At 39.5% G+C, this 14,158-nt stretch carries 13 protein-coding genes and 1 other annotated feature; of the genes, 3 read left to right on the forward strand and 10 right to left on the reverse strand.

The annotated features are described in order from the left end of the window. Nucleotides 1-275 precede the first annotated feature (275 nt). From LF817_RS11525 to LF817_RS11555, 7 genes are all read right to left on the reverse strand, one after another. Complete coding sequence (locus LF817_RS11525; protein WP_253935965.1) at nucleotides 276-860, reverse strand: GNAT family N-acetyltransferase; 585 nt, start codon at nucleotides 858-860, stop codon at nucleotides 276-278. 229 nt (nucleotides 861-1,089) lie between these two features. Continuing rightward, nucleotides 1,090-2,295, reverse strand: coding sequence for a putative glycoside hydrolase (locus LF817_RS11530; protein WP_253935966.1), 1,206 nt, complete (start codon nucleotides 2,293-2,295; stop codon nucleotides 1,090-1,092). A 174-nt stretch (nucleotides 2,296-2,469) separates the two neighbouring features. After that, entirely contained in the window at nucleotides 2,470-3,411 is a 942-nt protein-coding gene (locus LF817_RS11535; RefSeq protein ID WP_253935967.1) for an ABC transporter ATP-binding protein, read from the reverse strand. Then, nucleotides 3,408-4,460, reverse strand: a complete 1,053-nt coding sequence (locus LF817_RS11540) for an ABC transporter ATP-binding protein (protein WP_253935968.1) — start codon at nucleotides 4,458-4,460, stop codon at nucleotides 3,408-3,410. Before LF817_RS11540 ends, LF817_RS11535 begins: the two co-directional genes overlap by 4 nt. A gap of 16 nt (nucleotides 4,461-4,476) precedes the next feature. Continuing rightward, nucleotides 4,477-5,610, reverse strand: coding sequence for an oligopeptide ABC transporter permease (opp3C, locus tag LF817_RS11545; protein WP_253935969.1), 1,134 nt, complete (start codon nucleotides 5,608-5,610; stop codon nucleotides 4,477-4,479). A 7-nt stretch (nucleotides 5,611-5,617) separates the two neighbouring features. Next, nucleotides 5,618-6,544: an oligopeptide ABC transporter permease gene (gene opp3b, locus LF817_RS11550; RefSeq protein ID WP_253935970.1), complete on the reverse strand. Its 927-nt coding sequence runs from the start codon at nucleotides 6,542-6,544 to the stop codon at nucleotides 5,618-5,620. A 162-nt stretch (nucleotides 6,545-6,706) separates the two neighbouring features. After that, the gene (locus LF817_RS11555) at nucleotides 6,707-8,386 is read right to left on the reverse strand and encodes a peptide ABC transporter substrate-binding protein (RefSeq protein WP_253935971.1); all 1,680 of its coding nucleotides are present in this window, start codon (nucleotides 8,384-8,386) and stop codon (nucleotides 6,707-6,709) included. Between the two features lie 406 nt (nucleotides 8,387-8,792). Here LF817_RS11555 and LF817_RS11560 point away from each other — a divergent pair, with 406 nt between their 5' ends. Then, nucleotides 8,793-9,161, forward strand: coding sequence for a DUF3899 domain-containing protein (locus LF817_RS11560; protein ID WP_253935972.1), 369 nt, complete (start codon nucleotides 8,793-8,795; stop codon nucleotides 9,159-9,161). Between the two features lie 58 nt (nucleotides 9,162-9,219). Then, nucleotides 9,220-9,411 (forward strand) — a binding site (T-box leader). A gap of 53 nt (nucleotides 9,412-9,464) precedes the next feature. Then, nucleotides 9,465-10,463: a tryptophan--tRNA ligase gene (gene trpS / locus LF817_RS11565; RefSeq protein ID WP_253935973.1), complete on the forward strand. Its 999-nt coding sequence runs from the start codon at nucleotides 9,465-9,467 to the stop codon at nucleotides 10,461-10,463. A 28-nt stretch (nucleotides 10,464-10,491) separates the two neighbouring features. On the opposite strand, the gene LF817_RS11570 is transcribed toward trpS, so the two are convergent. Then, nucleotides 10,492-11,253: a YjbA family protein gene (locus tag LF817_RS11570; protein WP_253935974.1), complete on the reverse strand. Its 762-nt coding sequence runs from the start codon at nucleotides 11,251-11,253 to the stop codon at nucleotides 10,492-10,494. Between the two features lie 90 nt (nucleotides 11,254-11,343). Continuing rightward, on the reverse strand, nucleotides 11,344-11,544 hold the full coding sequence (locus tag LF817_RS11575; RefSeq protein WP_253935975.1) for a YuzI family membrane protein: 201 nt from the start codon (nucleotides 11,542-11,544) through the stop codon (nucleotides 11,344-11,346). Between the two features lie 148 nt (nucleotides 11,545-11,692). Here LF817_RS11575 and LF817_RS11580 point away from each other — a divergent pair, with 148 nt between their 5' ends. Next, a complete protein-coding gene (locus LF817_RS11580) occupies nucleotides 11,693-12,673 on the forward strand; it encodes an LCP family protein (RefSeq protein WP_253935976.1) in 981 nt (326 codons plus the stop codon). A 226-nt stretch (nucleotides 12,674-12,899) separates the two neighbouring features. On the opposite strand, the gene fabF is transcribed toward LF817_RS11580, so the two are convergent. Beyond that, nucleotides 12,900-14,141 carry a beta-ketoacyl-ACP synthase II gene (gene fabF / locus LF817_RS11585; protein WP_253935977.1) on the reverse strand — a complete coding sequence of 414 codons (1,242 nt, stop codon included), beginning with the start codon at nucleotides 14,139-14,141 and terminating at the stop codon, nucleotides 12,900-12,902. Nucleotides 14,142-14,158 lie beyond the last annotated feature (17 nt).

Consider the following 14,158-nt stretch of genomic DNA (forward strand, 5'->3'; position numbering starts at 1 on the left):
TATTGTATTGCATTATTTAAAAATCCTAATTTAAAATTAGTATAATCTAATCTTATGTATTTACTATAACACATTTGTCAACTAAAATCTATATTGCAATGTGTTAAAAGATTTACATTATTGATTAAACTATAAAATTAAAGTGTTATACAGTAATTTACCACAATTTCGAGGTGTTCAAACCTAAAACCTGAAGAATTTTGTGAAGAATTTCATTTTCAACTATGCCAAGTTATTGAAAATCCCCGCCTTTAGTATTGGCAGGGATTACTGAATTATAATTTCTTCAAGTCTTTTAAAATATCGTCTGCTTCACGTTTTTCATCGATCGTCAATACTTCATCGACAGGCTGATATGATTTTCCGTAAAACTCACTATCTTTGTAAGTGTGAATTTCTTCATACATTCTTTTCATCTGTTCATAAATTTCTTCTTCAGATGCATCTTCAGGAGACCAGTAGAGGATTTCCATTGGATTGGGTTCATTCGTGGCAAGCGAACGTCGGGTATAACCAATAGATTGAGCGTGCTTAAAGCCTTCTCTTTGATAAAAGTGAAGACGTTTCGCTGTATCAGTTTCTTCATAATCGACAGGTTCTACTTCCAGGATGATCGGTTTACCCTTCGCTTTCATTTTTTCGATTAGTTGGTGGCCTAAGCCTTGACCTCTTGCATCAGACGATACGTAGACGTAATCAATGAAAATGAAAGAATTGAACTCAGCATACATTAAGACGTGATGCTCGCCTTCATCTTTATAATATACATCGCTTTTTTCTTTTAAAAGAGTTTCCATATGTTCTTCAGATTTCATTTCCTCTACAGGAAAGTATTGTTTAAGCTTTTTATACCAACTCATTGATCTACTCCCTTATCAATTGATAATTACATTATAACTGATTCTTGATTCATTGTTAAATTGATACCGGTTACAAAATCTATTGTTTGCATAAAATGGGGGTAATATCCATTGTGATTTCACTTAAAAATATTTAAAAATCTCGCACCAATCGATGATCGATGCGAGAAAATCTCCATTATGTTTGTAATATTAAACCCTGGCAGGTAAACTTGAAGGCCGCCCACTCTTAAGGAGTATAATCTACACCTTTTGTATAATTGTTCGTGGCATTCCACAATAAATACTCTTCAATTCCGTTGTCATATAATGCTCGAATCTGGTCTTCCACTTCGGCTTTACCATATTGGAATGTCGATCCGGAATAAAGCCAAGGTGCCTCAAAATCCTGAAGCCATGGCCGGGAAACGGGAGGTTCTTCTAATGCACCAAGTATTTTGTTTTCTACCTTTGAATATTCATCGATGATATTATACGGCTCTGTGTCAGGTTTATCAATACCGAAATAAGGTCCCCAATGACTCGGATAAATCATTGAGGAAATAACATCTACATTACTAGAGATTTGTGAAAAATTCTGTCCAATGCCCGGTGATTCCTCAATTGTTGCAGCATAACCGAATATATCTACTGAAACGTCAACATCATAATCACTTAAATCCTGGCGGGCGTATTCCACAAAATCAGTTACAGCGCTCACACGTTTTTTAATATTAGATTCTTCAGAATCCGCATATTCTCCTTCATCATATTGCAGCTCTTCATCACGGTTTTCAAATCCCTCTGGGAACCGGACGTAATCAAATTGAATTTCTTGGAATCCCAACTCTGCAGCCATTTTTGCAATCTCTAAATTATATTCCCATACTTCTTTCTTAAAAGGATTTACAAAAGCTTCATTTCGACTGTTTCTCCAAACCTCACCATTTTTTTGAAAGGAGAGGTCCGGTCGTTCTTCAGCTAATAAATTATCTTTGAACACAACCACACGAGCAATTGGATATATATTTTTTTCTTGTAACTCTTCTAGCATTTTTCTAGGATCATTTATGTATGGCTCTGCAATATCTGCATATGGTGAATCTTCTGGCGGTTCAAATGAAATGTTCCCATGATCTTCTTTGACATCGATTACCATTGCATTTAAATCCGTGCTTTCGACAAGTTCGGTCAGCCCTTCCATTTTTGCACCGCCAGCCGAAGGACCGGTGACATATATCCCTCTAACAGCATCAGGATATTCAAAATCCAAACCAGCATCAAATACAAAGCGGGCAATCCTATCTGGTATATCCAAGGTTTGCAAATTTAAGTCTTTTCCATAATGGTCCTTCGCCTCCATTTGAGCCTCGGCATCTGATACAGTAAATAACAGTAAAGAAACAAAAAATAAAAGGCATGTAAAAATAATTTTGTTAAAATAACATTTCCCCATCTAACCCCTTCTTCCAATCTGTAATTTTCTAATTCTATTATATAAGAGAATAGTATGTAATGAATAGTCTTGCATTGTATTTTTTGCGTTTTTTTCTATTTTTTCCAATAGTAACCACTCAAAAAAAAGAGCCTTACTCCATAAGCGTAAGGCTCTTTTCATTTAATTATCATGTCACTCGGTCACTGTACTGTATTCTTTTTGATAGTTCTCAAATTCTTTTGTTGTGCATAATACCCAATGGTCCGGACGAACTTCTCTGAATTCAGGCTCTTCACTAGTATCATGATCGTTTGGATTGTAAGTGAACCTCTCACGGGAACGCTCATAAATAGGGTCTGGAAGAGGTATTGCTGACAATAGCGACTGAGTATATGGATGAATCGGATTTCTATACAATTCATCCGCATCGGCAAGCTCTACCATTTTACCGAAATACATTACACCGATACGATCACTGATATATTTAACCATTGATAAATCGTGTGCTATAAACAGGTAAGTTAAGCCCTTCTCCTCTTGAAGCTTTTTCAGCAGGTTAACTACCTGTGCCTGAATGGAAACATCCAGCGCGGAAATCGGCTCATCAGCAATAACAAATGATGGATCCACTGCTAGAGCTCTTGCAATACCAATACGTTGACGCTGGCCTCCACTGAACTCGTGAGGATATCGGTTGGCATGCTCCTTATTCAATCCTACCGTTTCCAAAAGTTCTTCCACTTTGGCTCTACGTGCTTTAACATCACCTTTTAAGCCATGGATATCCATTCCTTCTGCAATGATATCTACAACTTTCATGCGAGGATTAAGTGATGCGTATGGATCCTGGAAAATCATTTGCATTTCACGATTGAATTTCTTTAACTGCTCACGATTCTTTTTGCCATGTACATTTTCACCATTAAATAGAACTTCGCCATCAGTAGCATTGTATAAGCGGATGATGCTGCGGCCGGTCGTAGACTTTCCACAGCCTGACTCCCCTACAAGCCCAAAGGTTTCCCCTTTATATATGCTGAAATTCAAACCATCCACTGCCTTTACAACACTGTTACGGCCGGTTTTAAAATGCTGTTTTAAATTTTTTATTTCTACTAATTTTTCTTGAGTCATGAACGATCACCTTTCCCACTATTTGTGGCCATAGCAGCTACTCGTTTTTTGATTGCTTCCGGTGGATCAATGTCTGGTGCATGCTCATGCAGCAGCCAGGTTGCCGCATAATGTGTGTCTGACACTTTAAATAATGGCGGCTCCTGCTCTTTATCAATTTGCATGGCAAATTCATTACGAGAAGCAAAAGCGTCTCCTTTTGGAGGATTCAATAAATCAGGAGGTGAACCGGGAATTGCATATAATTCAGCAACCTCTGATTCTAAAGAAGGCATTGATCCAAGCAATCCCCACGTATATGGATGTTTTGGATTATAGAAAACATCATCTACAGTTCCAATTTCTACAATTTTTCCAGCATACATTACGGCAACTCGGTCAGCTACGTTAGCTACAACTCCTAAATCATGAGTTATGAAAATAGTAGCTGAGTCTGTTTTTTTCTGTATATCTTTCATTAATTCAATGATTTGGGCTTGAATGGTAACATCTAAAGCGGTTGTCGGTTCATCAGCTATCAACAGTTTAGGATTACAGGCCAGAGCGATTGCTACAACTACTCTCTGACGCATCCCACCAGAAAACTGGTGAGGATACTGTTTAATTCGGCTTTCAGCATCTGGGATACCCACTAATTCCAACAATTCCATTACACGCTTCTTTGCTTGAGCTTTACTCATTTTTTGGTGCTTAATCAGACCTTCCATGATCTGATTTCCGACTTTCATAGTAGGGTTCAAGGAAGTCATAGGGTCTTGAAAGATCATCGAAATATCTTTCCCGCGTATTTTTTGCATTTCTTTTTCACTTAATTTAGCTAGGTCGCGTCCTTCAAAAAGAATTTCACCTTCTTTGATTCTTCCAGGAGGCATTGGAATCAGCTTCATAAGAGCTTTAGTTGTTACCGATTTGCCTGACCCCGACTCCCCTACAATTGCGAGAGTTTCACCTTTTTTAACACTGAAGTTGACTCCGCGCACAGCTTGTACTTCTCCACCATAAGTGTCAAAGGATACGTGCATATTTTTCACTTCTAATAAATTGTCCATTTTTTACACTTACCTCCTATTCGCGCATCTTCGGATCAAATGCATCTCGAAGACCGTCAGCCAACATATTAAACGCAATCATAATCAATGAAATAATAAGCGCAGGGAAAAATAATATGTGTGGGTAAATTTGCAACGACTGGAATCCATCTTCAACCAGCGTACCTAATGATGCCAATGGAGTTGGAAGTCCAAGGCCGATAAAGCTTAGGAATGCTTCAAAGAATATTGCTGATGGAATAGTGAACATTGTGTTAATAATAATCAGGCTTAATACGTTAGGTATAAGATGTTTTCTTAGAATACGTCCATCGGGTGCCCCTAAAGTTCTCGAAGCCAGGACAAACTCCTGGTTTTTCAGCTTAAGAATCTGCCCCCTGACTATCCTTGCCATCGATATCCAACCTGTGATCGTCAGGGCTATCGTAATGGATAATATCCCCGGTTCGAGAATCAGTATCATCAGTATTACAATGACTAAGTTCGGGACTCCAATCAGAACCTCAATAATCCGCTGCATATAATTATCTACTCTGCCGCCATAATAAGCAGAAATTCCACCATAAGCAACCCCGATGACCATGTCAATCGCTGCAGCTAAAAAGGCAATATATAAAGAGATCCTTGTCCCTTCCCAGGCTCGTGTGAATAAATCACGACCGAGGCCATCTGTTCCGAACCAAAAATTCTGCTCTTCCATGTCTTTTGCAGCATACACATCATAAACTGCTTCTACTTCAGCCGGCTCACCGTTACTGCCGTCATTAAGTACTGTAGTTTCAATGTAATCTTCATCGTTATTAAACCGCATCAATGCGTTTGTTTCTGCCTGGTCCAGTGAATCATTTGTTTGTACCGTACTAAGGGTACCATCCATACCAAGCCATCCCATTCCTTCAATTTTAGGAGGCATTTTAGCCCGGGACAAGTCTTGTTCGAATTGGTCGTATTCGTTCAGCGAAGGGCCAATCGCCGCCATTACAATTAATAAAATAAGAACGACTAATCCGATCATAGCTCCAACGTTTTTACGCAAACGAATAAATGAGTCCTGCCAGAATGATAAACTTGGCCGACTGATCTTTTCACTATCGTCCTCGCGAGTATCTACAGGGACGAATAAGTCTTTATTTGGTTTGTGATTATCCATATAGGATCTACTCTCCTTCTGCCAGTCGAATTCTAGGGTCTATGATCCCATAAAGCAAGTCAATAACTAGTACAATGATGATGAAAAAGAACGCAAAAAATAATGTTGTGCCCATAATAATAGGAAAATCATTGGTATTGATCGATTTAACAAATTGGTCACCAATTCCCGGGACAGCAAATATGCTTTCAATTACAAGTGTACCAGTCATCAACCCTACAGCAAGAGGTCCTAATACTGTTATTAAAGGAATTAACGCATTACGTACTCCATGTTTAAATACAACCCCAAACTTATTTACTCCTTTGGCACGAGCTGTTGTGATATAATCTGACCCCATTACTTCAAGCATCTCTGTTCGCATAAAGCGGGCTGCAATTGCGAGAGGGAATATGGCAAGTGAAAGTGTAGGCATCACCGTATGTTCCCATGTTCCCCATAGAGCCACCGGAAACCATCCTAGCTTTACGCCAACAAAATACTGAAAGATTCCTGCAAAAACAAAAGAAGGTACAGATTGTCCTATAACAGCAGTAAATGTTGAACCGTAATCCAAAAAGCCATTATGGTATATTGCTGATACTAAGCCTAACAGCATACCTAGCAGCGTACCTATAATCATTGCCTGCAGGCCGATTTGTAATGATGGTCCAATCCTATCCAAGATAATCGTAGTTACTTCACGGTTGTCAAATTGGAAAGAAATCCCTAAATCCCCTTGTACGAGATTGACCATATAATTAAAGTATTGAACGGGTACGGGATCATCCAATCCGTATTTTGCTAAAACAACAGCTTGCTGCTCTTCCGATAACCTATCCGCTGCACTCAAAGGAGTTCCCGGAAGAAACTTCATTAAGAAGAACGTAAAGGTCGCAATTAAAAACATTGTTATGACCATGTACACTAAACGCTGGGTTATATAACGTGCCATTGAAGCACCTCCTAATTGTATCTCTGAAGTCGATATTACGGGCAATTGATTGAGAATTTTCTATTATCCGAATATTCTTACAACAGGGAAAAAGAGAGTATACGCCAACATTTGGACATATACTCTCTCCCCTATTTGTTAGCCAATTCTGGGCCGGTTTTATTACTCTTTATATGCGTACTTGTAGTCGAAATCAGCACCCATTGGGTTAACTCCTACATCTTTCACAGAAGAATTCCAAAGGTAAGCTGTAGCTCTTTGATAAAGTGGTGCAATTACTGCGTCATCTTGAATGAGGATTTTCTCTGCTTCCAAGAAGTTTTCGTAACGCTCAACCGGTTCTAAAGCAAGTTCGTCACCAGCTTCTTCGATAAGAGCATCATATTCTTCATTAGAATATCCAGTCTTGTTGTTAGCACCATCTGTTACCCACATATTTAAGAATGTGTTTGGATCGATATAGTCAGGACCCCATCCAGAGTTCTGAAGATCATAATCCATTGCAGTGTCACGATCAAGACGTTCTTGGAAAGGAACAGCCTGTACATTTACAGTAAGCCCTTCAAGTTCTTCAAGCTGTGATTTAAGGTAAGCATCCATGTTCTTAGACGTTTCAGTATCTCCGCCTAAATAGCCGATTTCAGCTTCATCAATTCCCAGTTCTTCTTTAGCAGTAGACCAAAGCTCTTGAGCTTCCTCTTTGTTCGTTTCTACCAAATCACCGTTGATGTCGCGGAAATCTTCTTCAGTTTCAGGGTGTGTAGTGAAATTCTTAGGAATGTCACCAGTGGCAGCAATAGATCCGTTATTAAGAATAGTCTCTACCATGGACTGACGATCCATAATCATTTGGATTGCTTTACGAGCGTTTTCGTTAGCAAGAATTTCGTTTTCCTGATTCATCTTCAAGTAAAATAAAGTAGGCTCTTCGATTACACGGTAATCTTCAGAAGAACGATACTCGTCTACGTACTCAGCAGTTAGACTGGCACGGTCAACTTCTCCGTTGTTATATAGGTTGACACCAGTAGATGTTTCTTTTACGACACTTACGTTGATTTCCTCTAGCTGAACGTTGTCAGCATCCCAGTAATCTTCATTCTTTTCAAGTGTCCATCCTTCACTTTGGTTCCACTCTGTGAATTTGAAAGGTCCATTTGAAAGAAGTGTGTCAGCTTCAAGAGCATAATCTTCTCCAGCTTCTTCAACGAAAGACTCGTTCAATGGAAGGAATGTACCGAATGCTGTCATTGATTCAAAATATGGAGTTGCTTTTTCAAGTGTAACTTCTAAGGTATAATCGTCTGTTGCTTCCACACCAAGTTCTTCAACAGGTTTGTCACCATCAGCGATTTCTGTTGCGTTATCGATAACTCCTCCAAGCATGTATGGTCCGTACTCAGAACCAGTATCTGGATCTACAGCACGCTGCCAGGCATATACGAAGTCGTTAGCTGTTACTGGATCTCCGTTAGACCAAGTTGCGTCTTCACGCAAATTAAAAGTCCAATTAATCCCATCTTCACTAACTTCGTGATCTTCTGCAATTGCTGGTTCTGGCTTAGCTTCTTCACCAAGTCGGTAAAGCCCGTCCATAGTTGAGCCTAACCATTGGAATGCCACAGCATCAGTTGCCATAGAAACATCCATAGTTGGTATTTCAGCCGTTTCCATTAAATTAAGTACTTGTTCTGTATCCCCGGATCCCTCTGTGTCTTCTCCATCGCCGCCATCAGAGCCGCCGTCAGATCCAGTATCTGAATCATCGCCGCCTGAACATGCTGCGAGGAACATGCTTAGCGCTAAAACTAGCACTAGCAATAACCAATTTGCCTTCTTCATGTAGAAAATGACCTCCCCTAAAAAATATCAAATTTTGATGTGGCATTTTGTCCACATATCGAATTATACAAGTTTTCTAACTATTTTGCATTCCTTTTTTTCTATAATGTTAAAGAAACCGCTATATTATTACGTTCACATGACACAAAATGAGACTATTTACCTAGTTTATTTTACAATTTAATTGGTTATTATTCTGTTTTTATTCAACTTGGAGAATAAATAATAATCAGGGATAACAATATGTCATATATGTAAGTTTCTTCTGCAGGTTATTTTGCATATGCTATGCAATATTTTGGTTATATAGAATTTTCTGTTATTAATTTCACCTTTACTAAAACTCAAAATGTTATACGATGGTATAATAAATGTGGATTTTATATCATTAAGGGTGTGTATAATATTGATTTTGTTACAAAATAAATGGGTCTTTACTGTTTTAAATTTCGGTTTGATCGCCATCATTTTTTTGCTTTTTTCGTCTTCTTACGAATTAGTCAAGCTAATTGATATCCTATTTTATTTTTGTTTCTTCTATCTTTCCATAGGATTACTTCTTTGGATTATAAAGGGTGGTTTTTTTGACGCCATTACATATAGTTTCAGAAGGGTGGCAAATCGAACGACTAAAAATAGTGATTATATGGACGATTTTGAAAAAAAGCCTCTCCCATCAAAAGTTTTGAATAGAAAAAACGTCAATTTTTTTCTTTTTCAAGGAAGCGCCATGCTCTTTACTCTGCTACTTTTATTAGCTGCTTACTACTATTAATACAAGAACTTGCATTGGCTATATGTATATTTTATAATTTGAACAGGATTAAGAATATTATAATACGATGAAGAAGCAAAAGTAGTTATGGTGGTGTCTTCATAGAGAGGCTGTGGGCGGTGGAAACAGCTAAGCACATTGTAATGAATTGGGGCTTTCGAGTATATGCGTATCTCCGGCGTTAACGGAATCGAGCAGACTTTTTTTAACAAAGTAATTAGGGTGGCACCGCGAACTAATCGTCCCTTCCATTAGGAAGAGATGATTAGTTCTTTTTTTATAAATTTTAATGAGGTGATGGAATTGAAAACAATCTTTTCTGGAATTCAGCCAAGCGGAACATTAACGCTTGGAAATTATTTAGGGGCTATGAAGCATTTTGTTGATATGCAGGATGAGTATAACTGTTATTTCTGCATTGTCGATGAACATGCGATTACTGTGCCTCAAGACAGGTTAGAACTGAGAGATAACATTAAATCTTTAGCAGCATTATATTTAGCATCAGGTATAAATCCAACTCGTTCAACTCTCTTCATTCAATCTGAAGTACCTGCCCATACTCAATTAGGATGGATGCTGCAGTGTGTCAGTTATATAGGAGAACTTGAGAGAATGACCCAGTTCAAAGATAAATCGGCCGGCGGTAAAGATGCCGTTTCTTCTGGACTTCTGACCTATCCTCCCCTTATGGCATCGGACATATTGCTATATCAAACGGATATGGTGCCTGTAGGAGAAGATCAGAAACAACACTTGGAATTAACTCGTAATTTAGCTCAGCGTTTTAATAACAAGTACAATGATATTTTTACAATACCTGAGGTAAGTATTCCAAAGGAAGGCGCAAGAATCATGTCTCTTCAGGACCCTTTGAAAAAGATGAGTAAGTCGGATAATAATCAAAAGGCATTCATTTCAATGCTGGATGATGAGAAAAAAATCACTAAAAAAATAAAAAGTGCAGTGACCGATTCAGAAGGGATCGTAAAATACGATAAGGCCGAGAAGCCTGGTGTTTCGAACCTTCTTACGATCGAATCAGTTTGTTCAGGTCAATCCATCGCCAGCCTCGAAGATAAATACCGAGGTAAGGGGTATGGAGACTTTAAGGCTGGAGTAGCTGAGGCCGTCGTTAATGTCCTCATACCGATTCAGGAGCGGTACGCCGAACTTATAAATTCAGAGGAATTGGATCAAATATTGGATCAAGGTGCTGAAAACGCTTCGTTCCAGGCTGATAAAATGCTTACTAAAGCAAAAAAAGCCATGGGATTGGGCCGCGTAAAAAAGAAAAAGTAAAAAATAAAGCCAGAATTGAGTTTAGACCTCAATTCTGGCTATTTAAATGCTGGGTGCTTTTTTGATTTTCTGATTGCCACATCGTTTCAAAAAATGGCTGGCCCTTTATTAGTTTTCCACAAAGATCTTCATGCTGCTGGCTCCACCCTTCAATCGCTCCGTAATACAGACGATGCCATGCCGATTCCGCGGTCAATCCTTTTATTAATCCATATTGGGAAGGATCCCACTCTGTCAGCCAATACCCTACTTCCTCTGGATGATCCGAGTGCCTTAAGTGATCAAGAGCCATCATCAATAATTGTTTCAGCTGGCGCTCTCTCCGAGTAAGTCCAGCCATTTTTTCTGGAGACAGTGAAAGAATATGATACTCTTTAGGTGCCGGATTCTGCAAATGGTAGATGGATGCGCGTTTTCCTTCCACCATATCAAAAACTAGTCGTTCCTGCCTTGGAATGAGCCGGCTTTTTTTCACTGGAAGAGAATACCCTAATGTATCGAACACTAATACACTTTTCCCATCTGTAACAACAGCTGCGTAATCGATTGTTTTTCTTTCTTGATTTTTCTTCATATATGTCCGTTTATGAATATCATCTAACAGACCCTTCGGGAGCTCCTGGAGATCATTCTCGATGAATCTAAATAATTCCTCTTCAATGACTAATAACGGTATTTGATCAACGAGTTCAATTCCATCTTCTTTACGCCATTCATGAAAATGACAAACATTGTATCCATTTTCTTCTCCTTCGAACCAATTCACCCATAAGTCATGCATGTATAACATAGCGCAACCTCTCTTTCTTACCGTAAGCTCTTTAGGTTACATTATGACCAATGCTGGGTTTTTTATTCTTATCGCCCAACATTTAGTAAATTATTCTTTCATACATATCAGGGCGAGCAGACTGAGGACGAGCCCGCTGGGAAACAAATAACATTCAGGTCTCATTTTTACTAATAAAAGAAATTCCACCCAAGTCAAGCCTGCTGGAACAAGGTTCAGATACGTGATCGTTACAGTGCCTCCCGCAACAGATAGACCAAAACCTATAAGTAATAGCATCCACTGCCACATGGCTCGTCCTCCTCTACTTTAGTTTATGTAGAAGGTGTGAAGCCATGCCTCTCATTATCCGGGAGGTTCCTACATAATTCCTCTTTACTTAACCATCAATAACAGGTAAATTTAATAAAGGAGTTTTGTTAGAAAGGAATGGTTTTTTATGACAAATAAGCGTTCCTTGCGTGTTCGACGAAAACGCAAACGCAAAAAACGAATTTTTATAGCTGTTTTATTCCTTATGTTTCTTACTGCCGCAAGCTATACTGGCTATGAATATATGATGGGAAAACAAGACTCTCAAGGGAAGGTATCTGGTGATGACGGAACTACCGCTCTTGATGAAATGTCCAGTAAATATAAAGATGAATTTAACGGGGTGGAAAGCCAAAATGGAAAAACAAATGTCCTGTTACTAGGAGTCGATCAGCGTAATGATGAGACACCACGTTCTGACACCATTATGGTCGCTCAATACGATGAAGAAGGCAATGTAGCTAAAGTAGCTTCCATTATGCGAGACACGTTTGTGAGAATCCCCGGACATGATTATAACAAGATCAATGCAGCCTTTGCTTTAGGGGGTCCTGAGTTGATGAGGCAGACCATCAAAGAAAATTTCGGTGTAGATGTGGAATATTACTCTATAGTAGATTTTAATGGATTCACTCAAATTGTAGACACATTGGCTCCTAGTGGAGTGGAAGTAGATATTGAAAAAAATATGCAGTATAAATCCGGGGATACAAACATTGATCTTCAACAAGGAACACATGAACTTGATGGTGAAGAACTTCTTGGTTATGCCAGATATCGCAGTGATTCACAAGGTGATTTCGGCAGAGTTCAGCGCCAGCAGGAAGTCCTTAAATTATTAAAAGAAGAGGCTGTTTCGTTCAACGGAGTGATGAAGGCACCTCGTTTGCTTGGTAGTCTTCAGCCGTATATAGATACGAATTTCAGCAGCGGTAAAATTTTGGACTTAGGTAAGGATCTCATTTTTAATCCTCTAGATGATATTGAAACATTCAGCTTGCCTGAGGAAGGAAACGTTTGGAACGAAAGAAAGGAATACCCTATCGGTTTAGTCCTAGCCCACAATGAAGAAGAAAGCGCGAAAGCCATACAAGAATTCTTAGAGTAAGCATATTTAAAGCACCTGACTTTTGTGGCCAGGTGCTTTTTATTTTTGGGGAACATTGGTATATTTTGAGTCGACTATTGGGAGTGGAAATTCCTCCACAGGGGAGCAGAATTCAGCCGTGGATAGGAAATTAAAGTCAATGGCAGTTTTTCAACCGTTGGCTAAATATTCGCTATAAACGACTATTCCCAAAAAAAAACGGGCAAAATATTGCCCGTTTTAATACTTATCCATTATATTTTTGAAAAATCAGAGCAGCATTGTGACCGCCGAAGCCAAGCGAGTTGCTCATTACGATGTTTAGCGCTTGAGCCCTTGCTTCATTTGGTACATAGTCCAGGTCACATTCTGGATCCGGGGTTTCATAGTTGATGGTTGGCGGTATAATTCCTTCATTAATAGCTTTTAAAGATATGATTGCTTCTACTGCGCCTGCCGCCCCAAGCAAATGTCCTGTCATAGATTTCGTGGATGAAATCGCTAATTTACTCGCATGTTCTTTGAACACTGTCTTAGCTGCGATTGTTTCAAATTTGTCGTTGAGGTCCGTAGATGTACCATGTGCATTTAAATAATCTACAGAATCTGCTGGTATTCCGGCATCCTCTAAAGCTTGTTCCATAGCTCGGCTTGCACCTTCCCCTTCAGGAGCTGGAGAAGTCACGTGATAAGCATCTCCTGTAGACCCGTAACCGGTAAGCTCTCCATAAATTTTCGCCCCGCGTTTTTGGGCAGATTCCAGGGATTCGATGACAAGTATTCCTGCCCCTTCTCCCATAATAAACCCGTCACGATTTTTATCAAATGGACGACTCGCTTTGGCAGGGTCTTCGTTCAGGGAAAGCGCTCTTGCTGATGCGAATCCTGCAAACGACATTTTGTTCATCGGGGCTTCTGTGCCTCCTGTGATCATTATGTCTGCATCTCCACGCTGAATAACCTTAAAAGCATCTCCAATCGAGTTGGCACCCGATGCACATGCCGTAACCGTACAAGAATTGATACCTTTCGCCCCAAGGGCAATAGAAACCTGTCCTGCAGCCATATCGGGAATCATCATCGGGATAAAGAACGGGCTTACACGACGATATCCTTTTTTCTGAAAGGTCTCGAATTGAGACTCATAGGTATTCATTCCACCAATTCCAGAGCCGATCCATACGCCTGTTCGGTTGGCATTGCTTTCGTTGATTTCAAGTTCTGCATCCTCTACAGCCATTTGGGAAGCGGCCATAGCATATTGTACGAAAGGGTCCATTCGACGCAGATCTTTCCGGTCTATATAGCTTGAAGGGTCAAAATCTTTCAATTCTGCCGCCACATGCACGGGATAATCCTCTTTATTTACTTTCGTGATTTCCCCTACACCAGACTTTCCCGCTTTGATACTTTTCCACATTTCTTCAACTGAATTACCGACAGGAGTCACTGCGCCCAGACCGGTAATTACAACACGTTTTTTTTCCATTACACCATTCCTCCTTC

Origin of the sequence: Halobacillus sp. A1 (assembly GCF_024189295.1) — a bacterium.
Taxonomy (GTDB): Bacteria; Bacillota; Bacilli; order Bacillales; family Halobacillaceae; genus Halobacillus_A.